The sequence below is a fragment of the Sporosarcina saromensis genome, from assembly GCF_054901285.1.
Genome location: NZ_CM142738.1, coordinates 3,057,867 through 3,083,036, shown reverse-complemented (window position 1 = coordinate 3,083,036; position 25,170 = coordinate 3,057,867). Strand labels below are relative to the sequence as shown.

The 25,170-nt window shown below is 42.6% G+C and carries 23 protein-coding genes, 1 riboswitch and 1 other annotated feature; of the genes, 17 read left to right on the top strand and 6 right to left on the bottom strand.

The features are described 5' to 3' along the window. Nucleotides 1–6: 6 nt before the first annotated feature. From ACVHUV_RS15795 to ACVHUV_RS15785, 3 genes are all read right to left on the bottom strand, one after another. Nucleotides 7–645: a queuosine precursor transporter gene (locus tag ACVHUV_RS15795; protein WP_317942930.1), complete on the bottom strand. Its 639-nt coding sequence runs from the start codon at nt 643–645 to the stop codon at nt 7–9. Nucleotides 646–658: 13 nt separating this feature from the next. After that, the gene (gene queF, locus ACVHUV_RS15790; protein WP_317942932.1) at nt 659–1,156 is read right to left on the bottom strand and encodes a preQ(1) synthase; all 498 of its coding nucleotides are present in this window, start codon (nt 1,154–1,156) and stop codon (nt 659–661) included. Between the two features lie 91 nt (nt 1,157–1,247). Then, nucleotides 1,248–1,291: riboswitch (PreQ1 riboswitch) on the bottom strand. A 41-nt stretch (nt 1,292–1,332) separates the two neighbouring features. Next, a complete protein-coding gene (locus ACVHUV_RS15785) occupies nt 1,333–2,484 on the bottom strand; it encodes an MFS transporter (protein WP_317942934.1) in 1,152 nt (383 codons plus the stop codon). A gap of 155 nt (nt 2,485–2,639) precedes the next feature. Between ACVHUV_RS15785 and ACVHUV_RS15780 the strand changes: the two genes are divergently transcribed. The 4 genes from ACVHUV_RS15780 (at nt 2,640) to ACVHUV_RS15765 (ending at nt 6,561) form a co-directional block, all read left to right on the top strand. Beyond that, a complete protein-coding gene (locus ACVHUV_RS15780; protein WP_462085236.1) occupies nt 2,640–3,623 on the top strand; it encodes a diaminopimelate dehydrogenase in 984 nt (327 codons plus the stop codon). Between the two features lie 75 nt (nt 3,624–3,698). Continuing rightward, entirely contained in the window at nt 3,699–4,787 is a 1,089-nt protein-coding gene (locus ACVHUV_RS15775) for a M42 family metallopeptidase (protein ID WP_462085235.1), read from the top strand. A 249-nt stretch (nt 4,788–5,036) separates the two neighbouring features. Next, the gene (argF, locus tag ACVHUV_RS15770) at nt 5,037–6,002 is read left to right on the top strand and encodes an ornithine carbamoyltransferase (RefSeq protein WP_462086926.1); all 966 of its coding nucleotides are present in this window, start codon (nt 5,037–5,039) and stop codon (nt 6,000–6,002) included. Nucleotides 6,003–6,111: 109 nt separating this feature from the next. Continuing rightward, nucleotides 6,112–6,561 carry a small multi-drug export protein gene (locus tag ACVHUV_RS15765; protein WP_371389393.1) on the top strand — a complete coding sequence of 150 codons (450 nt, stop codon included), beginning with the start codon at nt 6,112–6,114 and terminating at the stop codon, nt 6,559–6,561. Nucleotides 6,562–7,128: 567 nt separating this feature from the next. Here the strand turns inward: ACVHUV_RS15765 and sspI are convergent. Continuing rightward, nucleotides 7,129–7,341 carry a small acid-soluble spore protein SspI gene (sspI, locus tag ACVHUV_RS15760; protein ID WP_317942940.1) on the bottom strand — a complete coding sequence of 71 codons (213 nt, stop codon included), beginning with the start codon at nt 7,339–7,341 and terminating at the stop codon, nt 7,129–7,131. A 98-nt stretch (nt 7,342–7,439) separates the two neighbouring features. Between sspI and ACVHUV_RS15755 the strand changes: the two genes are divergently transcribed. From ACVHUV_RS15755 to pheT, 3 genes are all read left to right on the top strand, one after another. Then, nucleotides 7,440–8,204: a TrmH family RNA methyltransferase gene (locus tag ACVHUV_RS15755; RefSeq protein WP_371389394.1), complete on the top strand. Its 765-nt coding sequence runs from the start codon at nt 7,440–7,442 to the stop codon at nt 8,202–8,204. Nucleotides 8,205–8,264: 60 nt separating this feature from the next. Then, nucleotides 8,265–8,496 (top strand) — a binding site (T-box leader). 38 nt (nt 8,497–8,534) lie between these two features. Then, a complete protein-coding gene (pheS, locus tag ACVHUV_RS15750) occupies nt 8,535–9,572 on the top strand; it encodes a phenylalanine--tRNA ligase subunit alpha (protein ID WP_462085234.1) in 1,038 nt (345 codons plus the stop codon). 12 nt (nt 9,573–9,584) lie between these two features. Further along, nucleotides 9,585–11,993 (top strand): phenylalanine--tRNA ligase subunit beta, encoded by a 2,409-nt coding sequence (gene pheT, locus ACVHUV_RS15745; protein WP_462085233.1) that lies wholly within the window; start codon nt 9,585–9,587, stop codon nt 11,991–11,993. A 465-nt stretch (nt 11,994–12,458) separates the two neighbouring features. Here pheT and ACVHUV_RS15740 read toward each other — a convergent pair whose 3' ends face one another. Both ACVHUV_RS15740 and rnhC read right to left on the bottom strand, forming a co-directional pair. Beyond that, a complete protein-coding gene (locus ACVHUV_RS15740; protein ID WP_462085232.1) occupies nt 12,459–13,013 on the bottom strand; it encodes a hypothetical protein in 555 nt (184 codons plus the stop codon). A 44-nt stretch (nt 13,014–13,057) separates the two neighbouring features. Further along, complete coding sequence (gene rnhC / locus ACVHUV_RS15735; RefSeq protein WP_462085231.1) at nt 13,058–14,014, bottom strand: ribonuclease HIII; 957 nt, start codon at nt 14,012–14,014, stop codon at nt 13,058–13,060. Between the two features lie 162 nt (nt 14,015–14,176). Between rnhC and zapA the strand changes: the two genes are divergently transcribed. From zapA to ACVHUV_RS15685, 10 genes are all read left to right on the top strand, one after another. Then, nucleotides 14,177–14,437 (top strand): cell division protein ZapA, encoded by a 261-nt coding sequence (gene zapA, locus ACVHUV_RS15730; protein WP_317942953.1) that lies wholly within the window; start codon nt 14,177–14,179, stop codon nt 14,435–14,437. Nucleotides 14,438–14,446: 9 nt separating this feature from the next. Next, nucleotides 14,447–14,986: a CvpA family protein gene (locus tag ACVHUV_RS15725; protein ID WP_317942954.1), complete on the top strand. Its 540-nt coding sequence runs from the start codon at nt 14,447–14,449 to the stop codon at nt 14,984–14,986. A gap of 93 nt (nt 14,987–15,079) precedes the next feature. Then, the gene (gene polX, locus ACVHUV_RS15720) at nt 15,080–16,786 is read left to right on the top strand and encodes a DNA polymerase/3'-5' exonuclease PolX (protein ID WP_462085230.1); all 1,707 of its coding nucleotides are present in this window, start codon (nt 15,080–15,082) and stop codon (nt 16,784–16,786) included. A gap of 16 nt (nt 16,787–16,802) precedes the next feature. After that, complete coding sequence (locus ACVHUV_RS15715; RefSeq protein WP_462085229.1) at nt 16,803–19,157, top strand: endonuclease MutS2; 2,355 nt, start codon at nt 16,803–16,805, stop codon at nt 19,155–19,157. A 203-nt stretch (nt 19,158–19,360) separates the two neighbouring features. Next, nucleotides 19,361–19,774 carry a DUF350 domain-containing protein gene (locus ACVHUV_RS15710; protein ID WP_317942959.1) on the top strand — a complete coding sequence of 138 codons (414 nt, stop codon included), beginning with the start codon at nt 19,361–19,363 and terminating at the stop codon, nt 19,772–19,774. Nucleotides 19,775–20,001: 227 nt separating this feature from the next. Beyond that, nucleotides 20,002–21,699 (top strand): long-chain-fatty-acid--CoA ligase, encoded by a 1,698-nt coding sequence (locus ACVHUV_RS15705; protein WP_462085228.1) that lies wholly within the window; start codon nt 20,002–20,004, stop codon nt 21,697–21,699. An 88-nt stretch (nt 21,700–21,787) separates the two neighbouring features. Further along, nucleotides 21,788–22,369, top strand: coding sequence for a fatty acid metabolism transcriptional regulator FadR (gene fadR, locus ACVHUV_RS15700; RefSeq protein ID WP_317942962.1), 582 nt, complete (start codon nt 21,788–21,790; stop codon nt 22,367–22,369). Nucleotides 22,370–22,431: 62 nt separating this feature from the next. Beyond that, nucleotides 22,432–23,205: an enoyl-CoA hydratase gene (locus tag ACVHUV_RS15695; protein ID WP_462085227.1), complete on the top strand. Its 774-nt coding sequence runs from the start codon at nt 22,432–22,434 to the stop codon at nt 23,203–23,205. Nucleotides 23,206–23,227: 22 nt separating this feature from the next. Further along, nucleotides 23,228–24,001, top strand: a complete 774-nt coding sequence (locus ACVHUV_RS15690) for an electron transfer flavoprotein subunit beta/FixA family protein (RefSeq protein WP_371389405.1) — start codon at nt 23,228–23,230, stop codon at nt 23,999–24,001. 32 nt (nt 24,002–24,033) lie between these two features. Then, nucleotides 24,034–25,008 (top strand): electron transfer flavoprotein subunit alpha/FixB family protein, encoded by a 975-nt coding sequence (locus ACVHUV_RS15685; protein WP_462085226.1) that lies wholly within the window; start codon nt 24,034–24,036, stop codon nt 25,006–25,008. Nucleotides 25,009–25,170 lie beyond the last annotated feature (162 nt).

The window sequence follows — 25,170 nt, the reverse complement described above, 5'->3', positions numbered from 1 at the left end:
TTCGAATTATTGTTGAGGTGAAACAATTGGTTGGACGTTTCGCTCTTTCTTTCTGCAGAGTGCAACCAATACATACACAATGGGTGTGTCGATAATTGCGATTGAAAACTTAAAGATATATTGGCTCGCAATCATGCCAAGTAATATAGAGGTAGGCATTGTTCCTGCAAATGCGATTGTAATGAATAACGTCGTATCGACGAATTGACTCACCATCGTAGAGGCATTGTTACGTACCCATAATTGTTTAGAGCCGTGTTTTTGTTTCAGCTTATCAAAGATTGTTACATCTAAGTTTTGGCTCACGAGATAGGCAACTAAACTGGCAATAGTCACACGGAAACCTGCGTTAAAGATCGTTTCAAAAGCAGCTTGGTTTTCATAAAAAGGAGCAGCAGGCAAGTGGATGGCAATCCAAATGAATCCTATTGCCAAAAGTTGTGCAATAAACCCGGTTTGAACAGTTTTTCGGGCAGCCTCTTTCCCATAAGCTTCAGTTAGTACATCCAAAATTGGATACGTACAGACATAAATGACGGCTGCTGCAGGAATAACGATCCAACTGCCAACGCTGATCAATTTCACTGCTACAATGTTCGATAAAATTAATAAACCTACAAATATTCCACTTAAATAATAGCGCATCTTTCATTACTCCTCATCGATTATCGATTTTCTCAGGGTACAGATCATGGTTCATCAAACGATGCTCCGCCATCTGTTCGTATTTCGTTCCCGGTTTACCATAATTGCAGTAAGGGTCGATTGAAAGACCACCCCGAGGCGTAAATTTCCCCCAAACTTCAATATAGCGCGGCGCCAATAAATGAATTAAATCATTCATGATGATGTTGACACAGTCTTCATGGAAATCCCCGTGATTCCGGAAACTGAACAAATACAGTTTCAAAGCTTTACTTTCGACCAATTTCTCATCTGGAATGTAACTGATGTACATCGTTGCAAAGTCGGGCTGTCCCGTCATCGGACAAAGGGAAGTGAATTCAGGGCAATTGAATTTCACGAAGTAATCACGCGTTGTATGCATGTTGTCAACGGCTTCTAAAATGGATGGATTGTATTCATAAGCATAGGTCGTTCGTTGGTTACCTAATAGTGTTAAGTCTTGTAGTGTGTTTTCATCTCTTCCAGTCAATACAAAAACCTCCCTGAAGTTATGTTGTCAGGGAGGGGCCATAGAAATGGAAAAATAAAAGCCATGTCAAATGGACATGGCGTAGTTTCCGGCATCCATAGTTTTTTATAGAGGGTCGCTATGAACCTCTCCCGAACAGGGTTATTCTTTTCGTCTATGACTTTAACTGGTTTTACCTATTCTGTCAATAGCAAACTTCGTTTCAAACCTAAAATTGTATAAAGTGCAATGAACAAAAGGATGATTCCTGTCACCATGAACCCACCAGTGAACGATAAATCCAAATAGCCAATCAAGCTCGATCCCGCTACGACACCGATGGAAAAAAAGGCATAAAAATAGCCGTATGCTTTTCCGCGGTACTCAGGGGCTGATGAGTCAATTAGCAATGAATTGATAGACGGGAATAGAAAAGCGAAGCCGATGCCATATAACCCCATCGCTAAAAACAGGTGAGTAAGCGCTGATACTTGGCTTAACAAAATCATGCAAATACCCATTAGTGAAATCCCGAAAGCTAACGTAATCATAGGACGTACCCGATCAAATACACGATTAATCGGTAGAAGGAAAATTAGTATTGCGACAACCCCGAATGTACTGAGCAGCATTCCGGTTGTTTTTGTATCAAAGCCAAGCGCTTCCACTTTTAAAGGGAGGATGAATGCCAGTACCCCTTGTGAAAACATGAGAAAAAATGCACCTGAAAATGCACGGACCATGCCGGGGTGTTTAAATAAGTATTTGACCCGAAATTGTGATGACATTTTTAAGCGATTTTTTCTGACATACGTATAGGAACGCAACAGAAAGAAGGCTGCGAATGCTAAAATAAACATGATGAGGCCATTCATTCCCATTATAAAAGGGGTACTTGTTTTGGAAGCGACAATCCCACTATAGGCAGGACCGATGATCGCCGCCATTCCAACGAACGCTCCGGAAATTGCGACACTACGGCCACGTTTTGATTCTTCTGTACGATTTGCAAGAAATGTGAAAGCGGCTGGAACAATAAGCCCTTCCATAAATCCGTGGATGAATCGGATACCAAGCAAAGAATATGGTCCCTCAACGACTGTATACAATAAAAGCGACGCTCCTGAGGCGAATAAGCCAATGAGTAAAATCATAAAAGGGCCACGGCGATCTGTCATGAAACCAGAAATGATATTTCCAATTGTATTTGAAAAAGAATACATACCGACAGCTAAACCGGTCAAAAAAGAAGAAGCGCCTAACGATAGAGCGAACGGACTCATAATAGGCAACTGTGAAAATAAATCAAAGAAAGAAAAAAAGACGATTACATAGACAAATGCGCGCATTTTAAATCCTCATTTCAAATAAAGTCCATCATAGTCTACTGTACCATTGATCGTTCAATAGACCAAAGGACAGATTGTGAACAAAAATAATCATAGCATTCTGAACAAGGTAACGATAAAATAATACAATACTTTACGAGAGAGGGATGATGGAAATGAGTTCAAAAATCAACATCGGTATTGTCGGTTATGGAAATTTAGGGAAAGGTGTAGAATCAGCAATCGCTCAAAATGAAGATTTAACACTTCATGCTGTTTTTACAAGAAGGAATCCCTCTACACTAAAGGTGAATAGCGGTGTACCTGTCTATGCATTAGGCGATGTCGAAAAGTTCGTAAATGAGATCGACGTCATGATTTTATGTGGTGGGTCTAAAGATGATCTTCCGGAACAAGGTCCTGCACTTGCTAAACATTTTAATACGGTTGACAGCTTTGACACGCATGCAAAAATTCCGGACTACTTCGAAACAGTAGACGCTACGGCAAAACCGAATGGAAAAACTGCAATCATTTCTGTCGGATGGGATCCTGGCCTATTCTCCATTAACCGGCTTTATGGGGAAGCAATCCTTCCTGAAGGAGCGACGTATACATTCTGGGGCAAAGGGTTAAGCCAAGGTCACTCTGATGCAATCCGTAGAATCGCTGGTGTCAAAGGTGCAGTCCAATATACGATACCGGTTGAAGAGGCTGTTGACAAAGTGAGAAGTGGAAACCAACCGACACTGACGACAAGGGAAAAGCATACACGTGAGTGCTATGTCGTATTGGAAGAAGGTGCAGATGCATCTGTTGTTGAACAAACAATTGTCTCTATGCCTGACTACTTCTCAGATTATGACACAACGGTCCATTTCATTAATGAACAGCAGTTGGCGGAAGAACATAGCACAATGCCGCATGGTGGATTTGTCATTAGAAGTGGCAAAACAGGAACTTCCAGTAATCAAGTAATGGAATTCTCTTTGACGCTTGATAGCAATCCGGAATTCACATCGAGCGTCCTCGTCGCTTATGCACGCGCTGCTTTTCGTATGAATCAAAAAGGAGAAACAGGCGCGAAAACCGTTTTTGATGTTGCGCCAGGTCTACTTTCATCTAAAAGTGCACATGATTTACGCAAGGAGTTATTATAACAATGAAAGCACTTTCAATGTAGCTAACATTCCATTATACTGAATAAGTAGTTTTTATTTGGGAGGTCGAAATAATTGGCGAAATTAGATGACACATTGCAAATGCTGAAAGAATTGACGGACGCGAAAGGAATTCCAGGGAACGAACGGGAACCTCGTGAAGTCATGAAGAAATACATCGAGCCGTTCGCAGATGAAATCGACTATGATGGCCTTGGTTCATTGATTGCCAAAAAATCTGGTCAAGCAGATGGCCCGAAGATCATGGTAGCAGGTCACTTGGATGAAGTCGGCTTCATGGTAACGAAAATTGACGACAAAGGATTCATTTCCTTCCAACCGGTCGGTGGCTGGTGGAACCAAGTGATGCTTGCGCAACGCGTCGACATTGTTACACGCAAAGGGGATATCGTGACAGGCGTTATCGGTTCCAAGCCTCCACACATCTTGTCCCCGGAAGCACGCAAAAAGCCGGTTGACATTAAAGATATGTTCATCGATATCGGTGCAACTTCCAAAGAGGAAGCGATGCAATGGGGCGTTTTGCCAGGTGATATGATTGTCCCGCACTTTGAGTTTACTGTGATGAACAACGAAAAATATTTGCTAGCGAAAGCTTGGGATAATCGTATCGGATGCGCGATTGCAATCGATGTCATGAAAGCGTTGAAAGATGAAAACCACCCGAATATTGTTTTCGGTGTAGGGGCGGTCCAAGAAGAAGTCGGTTTACGTGGAGCCAAAACAGCTGCTGCGAAAGTGCAACCGGATATTGGCTTTGCTGTTGATGTAGGAATTGCTGGCGATACGCCGGGTGTAACGTCCAAAGAAGCTGCAAGCAAAATGGGGGATGGCCCTCAAATCCTTCTTTATGACGCATCAATGGTTTCTCATAAAGGATTGCGCGATCTTGTCGTCGATACAGCGGAAGCGCACAACATTCCATACCAATTCGAAGCGATTCCTGGCGGCGGAACGGACGCGGGATCTATTCATGTAAGTGGAAATGGTGTACCATCCATCGCAATTTGTATCGCCACTCGCTATATTCACTCGCATGCAGCAATGTTGCATAGAGATGACTATGAAAATGCCGTGAAATTGATTGTGGAAGTTATTAAAAAGCTTGACCGTGAAACGGTGAATAATATTATCTTTAATTGAACGCCATTTTTGAAATGAATGAAATCCGCATGGTGACAACTGTCAAAGTTGTTGCTATGCGGTTTTCTTGTTGTTTGAATTCAATTGAAAGTGTAGCGATCGCATGGTTTTAGTTATCTTGAATGAGAAACGCCGTGTTGGATTAGAAGTAATTATTTTTAATAAAAATACATTTGACTTTATATTTATGCAATTGTATACTGATTTAAACAAACATAACCGTGGATGGAGATGATCAGTTTGGTTCAAATGCATAGCGCAATCACAACGATTGGTAAGACCATAGAAGATCAAATAAAAGGTAGAGATTTATTGACGCTGTTAGACTATACAAGCGAAGAGATTGACTATTTATTACAAAAAGCACTTATCATGAAACAAGAGATGGTGGCGGGGAAAATGCCTGCCGTATTACAAGGGAAGACGCTCGGTATGATTTTTGAAAAACATTCTACGCGAACTCGGATTTCATTTGAAGTAGGTATGAATCATCTAGGGGGGCATGCAATGTTCATGCATGCAAAAGACTTGCAAATCGGACGAGGTGAGCCGATTTCCGATACCGGAAAAGTCTTATCTGAATACGTTGATGGGGTTATGATTCGTGCAAACTCACATGAAATGGTGAAAGAGTTAGCAAAGCATGCAACAATTCCCATCATAAATGGCTTAACCGACATTTTTCATCCGTGCCAAGCACTTGCGGATTTGCTCACGATGATCGAAGTGAAAGGGACGATTCGAGGAAAGAAACTCGCTTATGTGGGAGATGGGAACAATGTAGCCCATTCTCTCATCATTGGAGCGGCCAATATGGGGATGCATGTCGCTTTTGCTTCTCCAGAAGGCTATGCGTGTAATCAAAACCTATTCATGAAGGCACAAAAAATTGCCAATGCAAATGGCGGTTCACTCATTCAAACGAACAACGCGATCGAAGCCGTCGAAAATGCGGACGTTGTCTATACAGATGTCTGGACGAGTATGGGCCAGGAAGAAGAAACAGCTACTCGATTACAAGTGTTTAATGATTTTCAAGTGAATGATCAACTCGTCGCTCACGCAAAAAAAGACTATATGTTTTTGCACTGTCTGCCTGCGCATCGTGAAGAAGAAGTTGCTACGTCCGTGATCGATGGGCCAAATTCCTATGTATTCCAACAAGCGGGTAACCGTCTACACGCTCAAAAAGCTGTACTCGCAACGCTGTTATAAAGTGCTAGTTTCGAATGAATGAGTAGCTGTAGTCGTGGAAACATGTGGAAAACAATCTGAATTTCCTGTAGTATATGAATTGAATTTACTCATATCGTGGGGGTACAGAATGTTTGAATACTTTTTAGTGTTTTTAGGAGCTGCCATACCTTGGTTCGAAATTGCACTCGTCATCCCATTAGGCATCATAAGGGGATTATCGCCAGTTTGGGTGATGATTCTCGCGTTTATCGGGAATATGCTTACAGTATTATTGTTAATTATTGCCTTTCAGCGCGTCAAAGAGTGGATGGAGAAACGACGTGAAAAAACCGGCAAACCTGAATCCAAACGAACAGAACGCGGAAAACGGATTTGGAATAAATACGGCATGCCTGGCCTCGCCTTACTCGGTCCGATTCTCATCGGAACCCATATCGCTGCATTTATCGGGTTACTATTTGGTGCGACGAAAGTAAATACAACGGTCTGGATGACGATTAGTATCACACTATGGACGCTCGTTTTCGGGCTTGCCACAGCAGCCGGTTTTGATATTTTTGTGCGGAACTTTAATTGATCGTTCGAGAAATTCCAGATGATGAAACGAAGTTGAGAAGCGAGTAGGGGGGATTCCTGTACTCGTTTTTTTTGTGGGCTTCTCTCAGAGGTTGATTGCTTTTCGATAAGAGGCGTGAGTGTTGCGATGCGAAAGGTTTACATTGTGATGCGAGGGCTGAGCATTGTGATACGAACCGCTTACGTTGTGATGCGCGCGGTTTGTGTTGTGATGCGGTTGGAGCATTGTGATGCGAAGGCTGAGCGTTGTGATACGCGGGGTTTATGTTGCGATGCGGTTTGAGCATTGTGATGCGAGGGCTGAGTGTTGTGATACGAGCCGTTTACGTTGTGATGCGCGGGGTTTATGTTGCGATACGGTTGGAGCATTGTGATGCGAGGGCTGAGTGTTGTGATACGAGCCGTTTACGTTGTGATGCGCGCGGTTTGTGTTGTGATACGCACAGGTTATATTACAATTGCATAAACACCTCTAGATCCAGGCGGTTCATCTCCACCTAAAAAGCACGATAAGAAGTTGCTTCTCATCGTGCCGTTCATCCTATTGGAGCTTTCAATGATTGTCTACTTAACCAGCTGTAAATGCTTGAGCGAGTTCGCCGGTGATTTTTGCTTTTTCCTGCTCGTCCGCATTGACCCACAACTTTTCAAAGAACACGCCTAATCCTGGCAAAAGGTGCTCTTCGCCACGGTTCAATGCATCTTCTACTACATTTCGAATATCGTCCGCGGAATTATTTGTCATGTTTGCTGTAATCGCGTCACGAATTTGAAAGTTCATATTATCAATCCTCCTGCAATCATTTTGGACACAATGATCGCCAACTATACAGACATTTGTTACACTGAGAAAAAAGATAAAAAGGATGTCAACAATACATGAAAAGAATTGAATCCACTCAAAATGGGCTTGTGAAACATTGGAAAAAACTTGTCTTGTCAAAGAAAGATCGGGACAAATCGGAAGAATTTATCGTTGAAGGCTTTCATTTGGTGGAAGAAGCGCTAAACACCAATGGTACTGTTGTCCATTTAATGGTGACTGAAGGAATAGAACTCCCTGCTAATTGGAATACGGAAAACGTGCAATTGATTGAAATGACAAAAGCTGTTGCTAAAGAGCTCATTGAAACGGAGCAATCACAAGGCGTATTTGCTCACTGTAAACAGCCTCATTATTCGCCTGAAGAGGTCAAGCATTGGAAAAAATATTTATTAATTGATGCGGTGCAAGATCCAGGCAATATCGGGACGATGATTCGAACGGCGGATGCTGCAGGAATTGATGCGGTTATTCTTGGAAAAGGCTCCGCTGATCCGTATAATCCCAAAACCGTCCGATCTGCTCAAGGTTCACATTTTCATATACCGGTCATCAAGGGTGATTTGAATGAATGGTTAGCGCAACTGAAACAAGCAGGTATACGCATTATCGGAACGGGCTTGCAACAGGCATCCGAACATTACGCAATTGAACCGATGCAAGCATTCGCACTCATTGTTGGGAATGAAGGAAGTGGTGTATCTGAAGACTACTTGCGACAAGCAGACGAAGTCGTGAAAATTCCGTTGTATGGCAAAGCGGAATCTTTAAATGTAGCGATCGCAACGGGCATTCTCGTCTATTCATTCGGAAGAAGATAAACCTTAACCCAATCTTGATGAATGAAACGGAATAGGCTATACTAATACTTATTATACATTGTAAAAGCTGTGACCGGGAAAAGTAGACGGTATTTCTCCTGCAGGAAGTTAGCGCCTTGACTGTGAGTGCTAATAGGAAGAGAGCTGTTGAAGTTCACCCCGCGAGCTGCCGCTTGGACCAGCGAGAGCTGTAAAGGTGTGCCGGTAGAGGGCCGTTACTCCAAATGAAGTGATTATGCGTTTCTTTGCATAATAATCAGGGTGGTACCGCGAACTCGTCCTCGTCCCTTTTTGGGGGCGAGGTTTTTTTATTTTGAAAGGAGAATGACGATGGAACAACAGTTGCAGCAATTAAAAGATGAAGCGTTAGGAAAAATTCAAGATGCTCAGTCCGTAAAAGAGTTAAATGACGTTCGTGTCGCTTATCTTGGGAAAAAAGGACCGATTACCGACTTATTAAAAGGAATGGGTAAGCTCCCTGCTGAGGAGCGTCCGAAAATGGGTGCACTCGTCAATGTCGTGCGTGAAACCGTAACGGCATCTTTAGAAGAAAGAATGGCGTTGCTGGAAGCGGAAGCAATTAATGCGCAATTAGCGAAGGAAGCAATCGATGTTACGCTTCCGGGTCGTCCAGTACAAGCAGGCAATCACCATCCACTAACGCGTGTCGTAGAAGAAATCGAAGACTTTTTCATTAGTATGGGATACGAAATTGCAGAAGGACCGGAAGTGGAAAAGGATTACTACAATTTCGAAGCACTCAACTTGCCAAAAGGACATCCAGCGCGTGATATGCAGGATTCCTTCTATATTTCTGATGACATTTTGCTTCGTACACATACATCTCCTGTGCAAGCTCGTACGATGGAGGCAAAAGGTGGCGAGGCGATTAAAATCATTTGCCCGGGGAAAGTGTACCGACGTGATAATGATGATGCAACACATTCACACCAATTTACACAAATTGAAGGTCTTGTCGTTGGTGAAGATATCCGCATGAGTGACTTGAAAGGTACACTTGATTTATTCGCGAAAGAGATGTTTGGTGCAGAGCGTGAAATCCGCCTACGTCCTAGCTTCTTCCCGTTCACTGAACCGTCCGTCGAGATGGATATTTCTTGCTTTAAATGTGGTGGTAAGGGATGCAATGTGTGTAAAAAAACAGGCTGGATTGAGATTTTAGGTGCCGGAATGGTGCATCCGAATGTATTGGAAATGGCGGGTTATGATCCGTCTGCTGTTACTGGATTTGCATTTGGTATGGGACCTGAGCGTATTGCAATGTTGAAATATGGCATTGAAGATATCCGTCATTTCTACACGAATGACAGCCGGTTCATATCACAATTCCATCGGACGGAAGCGTAAGGAGGAGAAAACATGTTAGTTTCAACGAAATGGCTAAATGAATATGTAAATACAGGCGGGATTACACCTGCAGAGTTAGCGGAAAAAATCACACGTTCAGGTATCGAAGTCGATTCCATTATCGATCGTTCTCACGGTATGACAAACGTCGTTGTCGGATACGTAAAAGAATGTGTCAAACACCCTGAAGCGGATAAGTTGAATATATGCCAAGTGGACGTCGGCGAAGAAGTAACACAAATCATTTGTGGAGCTCCTAACGTCGCTGAAGGCCAAAAAGTGATTGTTGCACGTCCAGGCGCAGTTCTGCCTGGTGGTATGAAGATAAAGAAAGCGAAACTTCGTGGCGAGGAATCGAACGGCATGATTTGTTCATTACAAGAACTCGGGATTGAAGGGAAACTTGTTGCCAAAGCATACGCTGAAGGGATTTATGTGTTACCTGAGGGAGCGGTACCTGGTGAAAGTGCATTGCCTTTACTCGGTTTGGATGATACTGTCCTCGAGTTTGATTTGACACCAAATCGGTCAGATGCATTAAGCATGTTAGGTGTAGCTTATGAAGTGGCGGCAATTTTATCTGAAGAGATCCATCTTCCGAAAATTGATTACAAAACATCAGAAGTAAAGGCCGAAGACATGTTGAAGCTGCGTGTCGATGCACCTGACGTCAACCCGATGTACGTTGCTAAAGTCGTGAAAAACGTGAAAATTGCTGAATCGCCACTTTGGTTACAAAATTACTTAATGGCTGCAGGCGTGCGACCACACAATAATGTCGTTGATATTACGAACTATGTGCTCATGGAATACGGTCAACCGCTCCATGCTTTTGACTATGATCGATTGGAAACGGGTGAAATTGTCGTCCGCCATGCGCATGAAGGGGAGAAAATTACGACGTTAGATGAAGTGGAACGTACGTTACAACCACATCACCTCGTCATTACGAATGGTCAACAACCAGTAGCACTTGCTGGTGTAATGGGCGGAGCCAATTCCGAAGTGCATGATGGTACAACAACAGTTGTCATTGAATCTGCTTATTTTGCAGGGTCTTCTGTCCGACAAACTTCTAAAGACGTCGGTTTGCGAAGTGATGCAAGTACACGATTTGAAAAAGGAGTCGATCCGAACCGTGTCCTTGAAGCAGCTGAACGCGCTGCGCAATTAATGGCGGACATTGCTGGTGGAGAAGTATTGGCAAACTCGGTCCTGTTTGATGAACTCGACAAAACAGCTGAGCGCATTACCATTTCACCAGACTATATTAATAGCCGTCTAGGAATGAAAATTTCGATGGATGAAATGCTCACAATTTTGGAGCGTTTGCGTATACCGACACAAGCAATCAATGGTCAACTTGTCATTGACGCGCCAACTCGTAGACAAGACTTGCGTATTAAGGAAGACATTATCGAAGAAATCGCCAGAATGCATGGCTATGATGAAATTCCTAAAACACTACCAATAACGGAATCAACACCAGGTGGACTTACTCCTTATCAGGCGAAACGCCGTATTGTGCGCCAATATCTTGAAGGTGCGGGCTTATATCAAGCCATTACGTATTCATTAACTTCCAAAGAGCAGGCTCAAGCGTATGCGTTAGAAACTGCGCCTGTAACGGAATTGCTCATGCCGATGAGTGAAGAACGAAGCGTATTGCGCCAAAGTTTGGTTCCTCATTTACTAGAAGTGGCAACGTATAACGTCGCACGTCGGATTGATTCTGTTGCATTGTATGAAACGGGTTCTGTATTCCTTGGGATGGAAGAAGACGGCCTCCCACGTGAAGTGGAGCATGTAGCTGCAGTGATGACAGGAAAATGGGTCGATCATGCTTGGCAAGGCGAAACGAAAAAAGTCGACCTCTTCGTGCTGAAGGGCATTGTGGAAGGGATGATGAACCGTCTCGGACTAGCAGATCGCCTTTCATTTGAACAATCGGTTGTAGACGGTATGCATCCTGGCCGTACGGCGACGATTTTGTTGAATGGTGAGCGTATCGGTCTAATTGGACAGATTCATCCGACAGAGCAAAAGAAACGTGACTTGAAAGAGACGTACGTGATGGAAATGAATCTCAAGCAAGTGTTGACAGTAGCGACGGAAGACTTGATCTATGTTCCAGTCCCACGTTTCCCATCGATTTCAAGAGATATCGCGCTAGTTGTTTCAACCGTAACATCTGCAGGTGCTCTCGAATCGGTTATTCGTCAAGCAGGTGGAAAATTACTGAAAGACGTCAAGTTATTCGATTTATATGAAGGTGAGAACGTTGAAGAGGGCAAAAAGTCACTCGCGTTTTCATTGACATACTTCGATCCTGAACGGACATTGACGGACGAAGAAGTCGTTAAAGCGCACGATAAAGTGCTGAACGCTTTAACAGAAGCGAATGCTCAACTTAGAGGATAACTCACAAGGGTAAGGAATATCCTGCTGAATCTGTGATAGAAAAGAGAAATGGAATTGCATTCGTGCAATTCCATTTTTAAATTCTCTACGTGAGTAGCGATTTTATCAATCAAAGTTTCTAGCAGCAACACTTCAAAAAATATAACATTTTGTCTTAAGGTCACTGGAAGAGTTCCCAAAAGAGGGCTTATCCTAGAACTGTTGATTTGCATTCCGTGCGGACGCTTTCCGGGGGCTTGCCCTCAGCCTCCTCGCCGCTTCGCGTCTGCGGGGTCTTCACGCTGCGCTGATTTCCCAGGAGTCGCCGCTCTACACTCCAATCAACGTAAATCGCCTATATTTAAAGTGAAAAAAATACAGTGATCTTTTTAAAAGGAAAGAATCACTGTTTTAATTGAATTATCAAAGTACCAAGTTAAGATTGTATGCTGCGTCACATTGGGTGCTAATTCGTTAAAATTCCACCTAACGAATATCAAAACCAATATTTACTCGCATGTCATAGCTATTAGGATTCTCTCCTTCAATGCTGCTTTCCACATAAAACTGAGCTGAACCACTCACAACGTATTTTCCAGTCGGAAACCCTTTGTCCACAATCGTTTGAATGAACTCGCGTTTTGCAGCTTCATCCTCGTCACTATACCCACCGGCAAATTCATATTTCACCTTGAAAGGGACACCCTTTTTCAACGTTGTGTGAATCAATGGCTCGTTCATCGCATAATCGATCTCGTAATTGCGAGTTAGCTCTTTAATTGGGAAATAAAAAGGGGAGGCGGCGTGTGAAATGACGATGGATTCTTGATCACCTACGTACGTCAACTCTGCGTATATTGCAGTCTCTTCGAATTCATCATACGTTTCTTTTTCCGTATATAATTTGTATACGAAATCATCCGCTTGCATTTCCGCCTCTTGAGGGTAGGAAACGTTTTTACTAGGGGTATTCCCGTTACTAGACACACTACATCCGGCTAATAAACCAATGATTGCTAAACTTACTAATCCCTTTTTCAAGTAGAATCACTCCTTGTTTAGTAGACGGTAGCGCATCAAATAAGTTACATTTTCTTCTTTGCTGCAAGTTTTTTCGCTTTTTGTGCATTTGCAAAATGCCATTTGGTCATGGAACGCAATGCTGCTTCTCCGTCCTTGAGAAGAATTTTAGCAGCAACTTCATCCACTCGGGGACCCGCCCCTTTTGGAAGGGTCATGCCGGCGAGTTGACTGAGACGATCCATCTCTTCTAAAAAAGCGACACGCGCGATGATTGATGCGGCTGCTACCGAGACGTGCAATCCTTCTGCTTTGGTGGAAAATAATACATTTTCACGGATAATCTCAGGTTCGTTTTTAATGTGGTTATAATAGATTCCACGTTCTGCGAATTGATCAATCAAAATATATTCCGGTTTTTGTCCATCCAATTTGCGTAAAACGTGTTTCAGTGCTTGGTTATGCAAGAGTGCTTTGATTTTTCCTTGTGACCAGCCTTTTGCTTGCACTTCATTGTATTTCGGGTTGGATAAAGTCAATACACTATGCGTCAAAGTCGCTTGTAAGTCGGGAGCTATTTGTCTCATCAGATCATCTGTCAGTTGTTTTGAGTCTTTTACACCGAGTTCTCGGACAAGATTGATCTGTTCAGTACGCACATAACAAGCTGCTACAGTAACTGGACCGAAAAAATCGCCTGTTCCTGTTTCGTCTGATCCTAGTACTGATAACCCGGCAAAATTATCTGGCAATAATTCACCTTTAGGAGATGCTACCTTTTTTGCTGTCGACGTCGAACTTGCCTGTTGTGTTGCCTTTGACTTTCCCCATTGTGCAGCTTCACGTTCAGCTCCATTCCCTTGAAAGAGCACTTTTCCGGATTTGTAAACTGTAATGGCGGTATCTGGAAGTTTTGCTGCAAATAAAATCCCTGGAGCATTTCTCGTCACTTTAAATGACAGATAATGTTGTGTTAGTGCTGAAATGGTTGACTCATCTAATAGAAGTACGCTTTGTCCCATTGTTTTCATCCTCTCGATTCACTTGTCTATATTGTACAGGAACAGAACGTGTAGGTCTGTCTATAAAGTCGTTACAGATCCCAAAACTATCCCTTCTCTTTTCAAGTAAAAGAGTTTCATGGTATGATTGGGTACAGAGTCGTTATTTGGGAGGTTTCAACATTGGCAGACGAACAGAAGACGCGCGTTGCGGTTGACATATATGGGCAAACTTATACAATTGTCGGCAGTGAAACAAGTAGTCACGTTCGCCATGTCGCTTCGATGGTTGACGCAAAGATGAAGGAAATTAGTGCCCGTAATCCTTACTTGGACAGTTCCAAAATTGCTGTGCTCACCGCTGTCAACAGCGTTCATGACTATTTACTGTTAAAAGAACGTGTCGAAGAGTTGGAAGAAGAATTGAATAAGTTGAGAGGTTGACTGACGTATATGCTAGATTTACTCATTGTGTTCCTATTAGTAGGAGGATTGATTACTGGGTTCCGTCGAGGGCTCATCGTGCAACTCATCCATATGACAGGTTTCATCATTGCACTTATCGTAGCGTACATATATTATAAACCGTTAGCTGATAAATTCGTATTATGGATTCCTTATCCAGGGGTGACAGCTGGATCGAAATTGAGCTGGACAGTAGAGCAACTTGATCTTGACCAAACTTTTTATCGGTTATTAGCATTTGTAATTATTTTTATTGTGGTGAAATTTGTTCTGCAATTGATTGCCTCAATGTTTGATTTCTTGAAATACTTACCAGTACTAGGTTTTGTTGCTCGATTTGGAGGGGCTGCATTAGGATTTGTGGAGTTTTATATACTAATTTTCCTTGTCCTCTATTTAGTTGCAATGCTCCCGCTAGATTTCATACAAAATTGGATTGAACATTCAATCTTAGCAGAAGCGATGTTCGAGCATACACCGATTTTTTCGGAGACTGTGAAAAATTGGTGGTACATTTATACGAAGTGATCTTTGTTGAAAATCGAACTGTTCACGGCTTCCCCCCTTCGCTGGAGGGAAGCCTTTTTCACAGCAACTAACAACCCAATGGAGGTATGGATGATGAATAAAAAGACGATCATTCGCACGTTCGAAAAAATTGCATTGTATATGGAATTACTAGGCGAGAATCCATTTAAAGTAGGTGCTTTTCGTAAAGCGGCGAATGTTCTCGAACTCGATCCTCGTAGCTTATCCGAAATGGATGATATTTTAAAATTAAAAGGGATTGGGAAAGGGACAGGCGCTGTAATCATTGATTTGCTTGAAAAGGGTGAATCGGATCTATTGAAAGAGCTGGAGCATGAAGTACCAAAAGGCTTGCTCCCCTTATTAAAAGTTCCTGGCCTAGGTGGCAAGCGCATTGCAAAACTTCGTGAAACGCTTGGCATCGATTCAGTTGAATCACTACGCCAAGCTTGTGAGTCAAATAAAGTAAGTGAATTGCCGGGGTTTGGTAAGAAGACAGAAGAAAAGTTGCTGCATGAACTACAACAACTCGGTACACGTAAAGAGAAGTTGCCAGTTTGGCAAATTGAGTCAATTGTTCACGCTATTGAAGAAGAGTTAAGAAGAATTCCCGAAATTACTCGCTTTTCGGTTGCTGGAAGTTTCAGGCGTGCTGAAGAAATGAGCAGTGACGTGGATTTCATCATCGTTACAGACAATCCGGCCGTTGTAACGGAAAAGGTCGTTTCTGCTTTACCTGTTGAAGAGACGGTAGCGGCGGGAGATGCAAAGCTATCGATTGTGCTGGACATGACAGATGCGGTCGACGTCGATTTTCGCTTCGTGACGGATGAACAGTTTGCTACCGCACTTCATCACTTTACAGGCTCCAAAGACCACAATGTAAAAATGCGGCAGTTGGCGAAATCTAAAGGGATGAAAATTAGTGAATACGGTGTAGAGCAGGAAGACGGGACAACGAAAACATTTAGCTCTGAGAAAGCGTTTTTCAAGTTCTTTGATCTGCCTTATATACCTCCTTCCGTTCGGACAAATGGTACTGAAATTGACCGAGCGGATGAAATTGCAGAACTTGTAACGGTACAAGATATTCGAGGCGATTTCCATATGCATACAACGTGGTCGGACGGTGGCTACTCCATACGTGAAATGGCGGAAGCGTGTCGAGCGAAGGGGTACACCCACATGGTTATTACAGATCACACGCACTATTTAAAAGTAGCAAATGGTCTAACGCCTGAGCGCGTCCGTGAACAAATTGCGGAAATTCGAAAAGTGAATGCAGAATTTGATGATATTGAGATTTTTTGTGGCACTGAGATGGATATACTGCCGGATGGAACGCTTGATTTTGAAGATGATTTATTACAAGAATTGGATTTTGTCATTGCATCAATCCATTCGAATTTCAATCAATCACAAGAGCAGATTATGGAAAGACTATATGCTGCGATGAAAAATCCATATGTTCATATGATTGCGCACCCAACAGGTAGAATAATTGGCCAACGTGAAGGTTATAACCCGGACGTTATGCAACTCATCGAGTGGGCAAAAGAGCATCATAAAATCCTTGAATTGAATGGAAATCCCCATCGTTTCGATTTGTGTACGGAATATTTGGTTGCAGCCCAAGAAGCTGGCGTGAAAATTGCAATCAATACGGATGCACATGCAATTGACCAATTGAATTATATGGACATTGCAGTAAATTATGCACAAAAAGCTTGGTTGAAAAAAGAGACGGTCGTCAACACATGGCCGCTCGAACAATTTATCCGTGAAATTATTCGGAAGTGAAGGGGAGTGTAAGACATTGGAGACACGTGTCTTAAAAACACTTGAATTTGACAAAATTAGAGAGATTGTAGCGACCTATTGTACGTCAACGATTGGTCGTGACCTCTTGCAAAAGTTAGAACCAGTCAGTGACTTCAATACAGTTGTTGAGTTGCTCGATGAGACAGATGAAGGGCTTGCGATATTACGTCTGAGGGGCAATGTACCGATGGGCGGCATTGCTGACGTCAGACCTCATGCAAAAAGAGCACAAATTGGTGGTGTACTGAGTGCTTACGAGCTCATGGAAATTGCCAATACGATTCGAGCGAGTCGTATTCTTCGGCAATTCATCGAAGCAGTGAATGAAGAGGAAGATATCGAGTTACCGAAGTTTTTAGCCAAAAAAGAAGCGTTGCCTATACTGACAGGGCTTGAGCATGAAATTAACGCTGCAATCGACGATAACGGTCACGTTGTTGATAGCGCATCAGGAACTCTCCGTTCCATTCGACAAAACCTTCGTATGCAGGAAGGTCGTGTGCGTGAAAAGTTGGAAGGATACACTAGAGGCCGTAATGCAGCGAAAATGTTGTCCGATTCAATTGTAACAATCCGAAACGATCGCTTTGTCATCCCTGTAAAAGCTGAATACCGGTCACACTTCGGCGGTGTCATTCATGATATGTCCTCTTCAGGACAGACGCTGTTCATTGAACCAGATGCGGTCGTTCAAGCGAACAACGAAATTAGGAATTTGAAAATCAAAGAACGGGAAGAAATCGAAAAAATCCTTCAAGAACTGTCGATGAAAGTGCAAGAAATCGCACATGAATTGTTTGTGCTTGTAGGTGTTTTAGCGGAAATTGACGTAATTTTAGCGAAGGCGAAATATGGAACTGCGCACAAATGTACGAAACCGACTGTCAATGAAGAGGGGTATATTCGATTAGCGAAAGCGCGTCATCCACTGTTGCCGATTGAAGAAGCCGTAGCAAATACAATTGAATTTGGTAAAGAGATTACGTCCATTGTCATTACAGGTCCGAACACGGGCGGAAAAACCGTTACACTCAAAACAGTCGGCTTATGTACGTTAATGGCGCAAGCTGGTCTACCCATTCCTGCATTGGATGGTTCTGAGGTTGCTGTGTTTGAATCGGTTTATGCGGATATTGGGGACGAGCAATCCATTGAGCAAAGCTTAAGTACGTTCTCCTCCCATATGGTGAATATTGTAGACATCTTGAAAAAGTTCGATTCCCGCTCATTACTCATCTTTGACGAATTAGGGTCAGGCACCGATCCGCAGGAAGGCGCTGCGTTGGCAATTGCCATATTGGATGAAGTGCATGGTACGGGGGCTAGGGTGATGGCGACGACGCATTATCCAGAACTGAAAGCGTACGGCTACAATCGGCCCGGTGTTGCAAATGCGAGTGTTGAATTTGATATTGATACGTTAAGCCCGACGTATCGGTTACTCATCGGCGTCCCGGGACGTAGTAATGCATTTGAAATTTCCAAACGTCTTGGTATGCACGAGCACATTATCGGCCGCGCTAAAAAATTCACGGGAACTGACCGGGGAGAAGTCGATTCAATGATCGCTTCATTGGAAACAAGTCGGGTGCAATCAGAAAAAGATGCAGAACAAACACATGCGTTACTCATTGAAACAGAAAAATTAAAGCGTGAACTGGAAACGAAACTCGCTGAATTTGACGACATGAAAGAGAAGCTTGTTGAAAAAGCGAAAGAAAAAGCAAAGACGATTGTGGATACAGCAAGAACAGAATCTGAAGCTGTTATCGCAGAACTGCGCGCCCTTCGAATGAATGCGGGTGCACAAGTGAAAGAGCATGAATTGATTGAAGCACGCAAAAAATTGGATGAAGCTGCACCGCAAGAAAAGAAGAGGAAGATTGTAGCAAAAGCTGCTGCAAGACCACTACAAGTCGGTGATGAAGTGAAAGTCGTCACATACGGACAAAAAGGAACGTTAATAGAAAAAGCTTCAGCAAAAGAATGGGTCGTACAAATTGGTATATTGAAGATGAAGCTCGATGAATCCGTATTGGAATATACGAAGCCAGAGAAGTTGAAAGAACCTGTCGTGTCCGCTTCGGTGCGCGGTAGAGATTCCTATGTGAAGTTGGAACTCGATTTGCGTGGTGAACGGTATGAGGATGCCTTGCATCGAACAGAAAAATATTTGGATGATGCACTGTTATCGAATTACCACCAAGTGTCCATCATTCATGGGAAAGGGACTGGCGCGTTACGACAAGGTGTCCAATCCTACTTGAAAAATCATCCACGGGTAAAAAGTTATCGCTATGGCGAAGCGGGTGAGGGTGGCCACGGTGTGACAGTTGTTGAGTTAAAGTGAAGTAACCGCTTATAGGTAAATCATTCGTAACGATCCAACCCGTTAAGAGTCAGTCGGTTAAAAAAGAGGCGTCTCGTGTCTTTCTTTAACCGTAACTGACCCGTCAAAAGTCAACATGAATTAAAAAAGATCTTGAGAAATGAATCTTTTTCGACCGCTATACGTAGAGGAAGGAATGAACGATTCATAAAGGAGCCAAACAAATGACAAAAACAGGGTTTTGGAGCCATCCACTAGTAGAAACAGCAGGCTACTTCAGTGTTGTAGTCCTTTGCCTCATCGTATCGATGGTCTTATTTGAACTTGTTACGAAATATAAAAACTGGGAAGAAATCCGAAAAGGGAACATGGCTGTAGCAATGGCGACCGGTGGAAAAATTTTTGGTGTCGCGAATATTTTCCGTTATTCGATCGAACAACATAATACGTTGCCCCAAATGATTGGGTGGGGGTTATACGGGTTTATTTTGCTTGTGTTTGCGTATTTGCTTTTCGAATTTTTAACACCAAAGTTCCAAATTGACAAGGAGATTGAAGAAGATAACCGCTCTGTCGGCTTTATCTCGCTGACCATTTCAGTCGGCCTGTCCTTTGTTATCGGAGCAAGTATTTCATAGGAGACTTCTAATGGAGAAATTATCTAAAATATTGATTGTTGTTTGTATCCTCTTTGTTATCATCGGCATCTACTGGATGATGACGAACACGCCTTGACTAAAATTTGCCGGTCAAGGCATTTTTTTGTGGAGTTTTTAATATTCTATTTGAAAGCGGATTCATTTATCGATATACTATATTAAGAATGAATTTTCTATAAACTATTAAAAAGAAGGAGGTTTTGCAAATGACGGAAAAACCATGGCTCAGCATGTATCCACCAGAGATTCCGAAGACGATTGCATATGACCGGATTCCCATCCAACAATTCTTAACAGACTCGAGTAACAAGTTTCCCGATAAGACGGCCATTCATTTTCTAGGGAAGGACATTTCATTTAAAGAGTTTCATGATTCGGCCTTGAAGTTTGCCAATTATTTACGCTCTCTCGGTGTGGAAAAAGGAGACCGGGTGGCGATTATGCTTCCGAACTGCCCGCAAAGTGCAATTGCTTACTATGGAATCCTTTACGTCGGTGCTGTTGTTGTTCAAACTAATCCTTTGTACACGGAAAGAGAACTTGCTTATCAAATGAAAGATTCCGGTGCGAAGGCGATTATCTCCCTTGATATTTTGTACGGAAGAATTTCAAAGATTGTTAAAGAAACAGACTTGGAACATATCATCATTACCGGCATCAAAGATTATTTACCATTCCCGAAAAACCTTGTCTATCCGTTCATTCAAAAGAGGGAATATGGAATTGTCGTCAAAGTGGAACATCGAGGCATGAATCATCTTTTTACAGAAATTATGAAAATCGCAAAAGCAGAGCCAGTTTCATATGAATTTAATTTTGATGATGACCTCGCGTTGCTCCAATACACAGGTGGAACAACAGGACCTCCAAAAGGCGTCATGTTAACCCATGCGAACTTGATCAGTAATGTCCAGATGTGCAATGCGTGGTTATATCAATGTAAAGAAGGCGAAGAAACCGTTATGGGGATCCTTCCGTTCTTCCATGTCTATGGTATGACAACAGTCCTTATTTTATCGGTAATGCAAGGGAATAAAATGGTGTTAGTGCCTAAATTCGATTTTGAAACAGCTTTAAAAACGATTGATAAACAAAAACCGACGTTGTTTCCGGGTGCACCAACAATTTACATCGGCTTGCTCAACCATCCACAATTGGCGAAATACGATTTGTCATCCATCAAAGCTTGTATTAGTGGATCTGCCGCTTTACCAGTTGAATTACAAGAAGAGTTTGAAAAAGTAACGGGCGGTAAACTTGTGGAAGGGTATGGCCTTACAGAAACTTCGCCAGTTGCTATCGCGAACTTTGTATGGGAAAAACGTAGGGTGAGTGGTTCTATTGGTGTGCCATGGCCAGATACGGATGCACGCATCGTTGGTCCGGAAACGACTGAGCCTTTACCGAATGGTGAGGTAGGAGAAATTGCCATTAAAGGTCCTCAAGTAATGAAAGGGTATTGGAATAGACCTGAAGATACCGCGCAAACCTTTAGAGATGGATGGTTTTTAACAGGAGATCTCGGGTATATGGATGATGAAGGTCACTTCTATATCGTCGATCGTAAAAAAGATATGATCATCGCAAGTGGTTTTAACATTTATCCACGAGAAATAGAAGAAATCCTTTATGAACATCCTGCCATTTTGGAATGTGTTGTTGCAGGTGTACCGGATCCATACCGCGGTGAAACGGTGAAAGCTTATATCGTTCTTAAAGAAGGAAAATCGATTACAGAAGAAGAATTAGATACGTATTGCCGAAAACAGTTGGCATCTTATAAAGTTCCAAGACTCTATGAGTTCCGTAAAGAGCTACCGAAAACGGCAGTCGGAAAGATTCTCCGTAGGTCGCTAATCGATGAAGAAAAGAAAAAGGTTGAACAATTGAAAACGATATCATGAAATGCTTGACGACAGTTCAATAAAAGATTACTATGAAAATATGAATGAACAATCATTCATATTTTCTTCTTTTTGGTGGTGAAATAAAATGAAGCGTGATAAACCGAAATACAAACAGATTATTGATGCTGCTGTCATCGTCATAGCAGAAAACGGTTACCATCAAGCGCAAGTATCCAAGATTGCGAAGGAAGCTGGCGTGGCAGATGGCACCATATATCTCTATTTCAAGAATAAAGAGGACATCCTTATTTCGGTCTTTAGAGAGAAAATGGGCATCTTCGTAGAAAATGTGAAGGAGATTGTGAAAAAAGAGATTTCCGCAACAGAAAAATTGTATAAATTGATTGATAATCATTTCTCATTACTTTATCACGACCGCCACCTTGCTATTGTGACACAATTAGAGCTTCGACAATCCAACAAGGACCTACGATTTCGAATTAACGAAGTACTAAAAGAATATCTCGTATTGCTCGATTCGATCTTGCGAGAAGGGATTGATAGCGGTGAATTTGACGAAAAAATCGATATTCGGTTAGCTCGGCAAATGGTTTTTGGCACAATTGATGAAACAATCACTTCTTGGGTGATGAACGATCAAAAATATGATCTTATCAAATTGGCTCCGGCAGTGCATAAATTGCTATTAAAAGGTATGAAGTCGTAGACGTAGTAAACGCTTGGGGAAATCGTAACAGTATCACTATTCATACGAAAGGATGGGGTAAAATGGAATTCTTATCAATGACCATTGAGGAACATGTTGCTATTGTATCCATAAATCGTCCGCCGGCAAATGCATTATCGAGCGGCCTTATTCGTGGGATTGACCAAATGCTCGATGCAGTTGAACAAGATGATGCTGTAAGAGTCATCGTCTTGCACGGGGAAGGGAAATTTTTCTCGGCAGGTGCAGACATTAAAGAATTTACAACCATTTCTACGGGTGAGGAATTTTCAAAACTATCATCAGCGGGTCAACATGTATTTGAGCGGTTGGAGAATTTTTCAAAACCGATCATTGCCGCTATTCACGGAGCCGCGTTAGGTGGGGGCCTTGAACTGGCAATGGGCTGTCATATCCGTCTGGTGACTGAGAAAGCAAAACTTGGTTTACCTGAATTGCAACTCGGCTTAATACCTGGGTTTGCTGGATCACAACGTTTGCCCCGATATGTCGGTACGGCGAAAGCTGCTGAGATGCTCCTCACGAGTGAACCGATCACTGGGACGGAAGCAGTGCGTCTCGGTCTTGCAAATCATGCATATCCAGAAGAGGAATTGCTTTCTAAAACTATGGAGCTCGCGCGAAAAATTGCTAAAAAGAGCCCTGTTGCGATGAAAGCAGCATTACGCATGCTTCAATATATGAAAACAGACAGTTATTATGAGGGTGTAAAAGCTGAAGCCGATTCATTCGGGGAAGTGTTTGTGACAGCTGATGCAAAAGAAGGCATCCAAGCTTTTATTGAAAAAAGGGAACCACATTTCAAAGGGAATTAAAAACGTTGAGGAGGATTGTACGATGAACATTTATGCATTAGTAAAACGTACATTTGACACGGAGGAGAAAATCGCGGTTTCAAACGGAAAGATTGTGGAAGATGGTGCAGAATTTATCATTAACCCGTACGATGAGTATGCAATTGAAGAAGCAATTCAATTGCGTGATGCAAACGGTGGGGAAGTAACTGTCGTAACAATCGGCAACGAAGAAGCCGAGAAACAATTGCGTACAGCACTTGCTATGGGTGCTGACAAAGCAGTTCTTATTAATACGGAAGATGATCTTGACGAAATGGACGAGTTTTCGGCTGCTACCATACTTGCTGAATACTTGAAAGATAAAGACGCTGACCTAATCCTTGCAGGGAACGTTGCAATTGATGGTGGTTCTGGTCAAGTAGGTCCTCGTGTAGCAGAACTGTTAGGAATTAATTATGTGACAACAATTACAAATATTGAAGTCGACGGAACATCCGTCAAGATTGTTCGTGATGTTGAAGGGGACTCAGAAACGATTGAAACATCGTTACCGTTACTCGTCACTGCACAACAAGGCTTGAACGAACCGCGCTATCCATCTTTACCAGGAATTATGAAAGCGAAGAAAAAGCCGCTTGAAGAACTGGAATTAGATGACTTGGACTTGGACGAAGAGGACGTTGAAGCAAAAACGGAGACGGTTGAAATCTTCTTGCCACCTCAAAAAGCTGCGGGTCGTGTACTTGAAGGCGATCTGTCCGACCAAGTGAAGGAACTTGTTGAGCTTCTACATAAAGAAGCAAAAGTGCTTTGATGGAATTCAAATTGTAATGGGAGGAACATAATATGTCTAAAAAAGTATTTGTACTCGGTGAAGCTCGTGAAGGAGCATTGCGTAACGTTTCGTTTGAAGCAATCGCAGCAGCTAAGACAGTTGCTGGTGGAGGCGAAATCGTCGGCTTGCTTTTTGGTGATTCGGTTCAATCATTAGGGGAAGAAATGATTAAGTTTGGTGCAGACCGCGTCATTACGGTTGAACACCCACATTTAAAACATTATACGTCTGACGGCTTCGGCCAAGCGTTCATGGCAGCGTATGAACAGGAGCAGCCTGATGCAATTGTCTTTGGTCATACTGCCTTAGGGAAAGACTTGTCTCCGAAAATTGCTAGTAAACTAGCAGTAGGATTAGTGTCAGATGTAACCGCGATTGAAGGCGATGGGGATGACGCAGTATTCGTCCGTCCGATTTATTCCGGAAAAGCATTTGAAAAAGTGAAAAACAAAGAAGGATTGTTATTCATTTCCGTGCGACCGAACAATATTGCGCCGCTTGAAAAGGATGACAGCCGCACCGGTGAAGTGGCATCATTAGCTGTCGACATTACAAACCTACGCTCCATTATTAGTGAAGTTGTCCGTAAATCGACAGAAGGTGTAGATTTATCTGAAGCGAAAGTGGTCGTGGCAGGTGGACGTGGCGTGAAAAGTGCAGACGGATTTGCAACTTTAGAAGAGTTAGCGAAACTATTAGGTGGAGCGGTAGGTGCTTCTCGTGGCGCTTGTGACGCTGACTATTGTGACTATTCTTTGCAAATTGGCCAAACAGGTAAAGTTGTCACGCCGGATCTCTATATTGCTGCAGGTATTTCAGGCGCAATCCAACATATGGCAGGTATGTCAAACTCCAAAGTGATTGTTGCGATTAATAAAGATTCTGAAGCAAACATTTTTAAAGTCGCGGATTACGGAATCGTTGGAGATCTTTTTGAAGTCATTCCGATGATGATAGAAGAAATCAAGAAAATCAAGACGAACTGATTGTGTGACTTGTAAAATTGAAATAAACTGTAGACACCAAAAGTGTGGTGTCTGCAGTTTTTATATGAACCAATAGACATAAGTAGTGGTTTTAAAAACCGTAAAACGGGCAAACCAAGAATGTAAGCATAAACTTCGCCCGCCTTAAACCGGCATGCTATA

Bases quoted from the DNA above. Each gene is read 5' to 3' on its own strand.
- ACVHUV_RS15795 (WP_317942930.1), bottom strand. From the start codon at position 645: ATGCGCTATTATTTAAGTGGAATATTTGTAGGTTTATTAATTTTATCG.
- ACVHUV_RS15785 (WP_317942934.1), bottom strand. From the start codon at position 2,484: ATGCGCGCATTTGTCTATGTAATCGTCTTTTTTTCTTTCTTTGATTTA.
- ACVHUV_RS15780 (WP_462085236.1), top strand. From the start codon at position 2,640: ATGAGTTCAAAAATCAACATCGGTATTGTCGGTTATGGAAATTTAGGG.
- argF (WP_462086926.1), top strand. From the start codon at position 5,037: ATGCATAGCGCAATCACAACGATTGGTAAGACCATAGAAGATCAAATA.
- ACVHUV_RS15765 (WP_371389393.1), top strand. From the start codon at position 6,112: ATGTTTGAATACTTTTTAGTGTTTTTAGGAGCTGCCATACCTTGGTTC.
- sspI (WP_317942940.1), bottom strand. From the start codon at position 7,341: ATGAACTTTCAAATTCGTGACGCGATTACAGCAAACATGACAAATAAT.
- ACVHUV_RS15755 (WP_371389394.1), top strand. From the start codon at position 7,440: ATGAAAAGAATTGAATCCACTCAAAATGGGCTTGTGAAACATTGGAAA.
- pheS (WP_462085234.1), top strand. From the start codon at position 8,535: ATGGAACAACAGTTGCAGCAATTAAAAGATGAAGCGTTAGGAAAAATT.
- pheT (WP_462085233.1), top strand. From the start codon at position 9,585: ATGTTAGTTTCAACGAAATGGCTAAATGAATATGTAAATACAGGCGGG.
- rnhC (WP_462085231.1), bottom strand. From the start codon at position 14,014: ATGGGACAAAGCGTACTTCTATTAGATGAGTCAACCATTTCAGCACTA.
- ACVHUV_RS15725 (WP_317942954.1), top strand. From the start codon at position 14,447: ATGCTAGATTTACTCATTGTGTTCCTATTAGTAGGAGGATTGATTACT.
- polX (WP_462085230.1), top strand. From the start codon at position 15,080: ATGAATAAAAAGACGATCATTCGCACGTTCGAAAAAATTGCATTGTAT.
- ACVHUV_RS15710 (WP_317942959.1), top strand. From the start codon at position 19,361: ATGACAAAAACAGGGTTTTGGAGCCATCCACTAGTAGAAACAGCAGGC.
- ACVHUV_RS15705 (WP_462085228.1), top strand. From the start codon at position 20,002: ATGACGGAAAAACCATGGCTCAGCATGTATCCACCAGAGATTCCGAAG.
- fadR (WP_317942962.1), top strand. From the start codon at position 21,788: ATGAAGCGTGATAAACCGAAATACAAACAGATTATTGATGCTGCTGTC.
- ACVHUV_RS15695 (WP_462085227.1), top strand. From the start codon at position 22,432: ATGGAATTCTTATCAATGACCATTGAGGAACATGTTGCTATTGTATCC.
- ACVHUV_RS15690 (WP_371389405.1), top strand. From the start codon at position 23,228: ATGAACATTTATGCATTAGTAAAACGTACATTTGACACGGAGGAGAAA.
- ACVHUV_RS15685 (WP_462085226.1), top strand. From the start codon at position 24,034: ATGTCTAAAAAAGTATTTGTACTCGGTGAAGCTCGTGAAGGAGCATTG.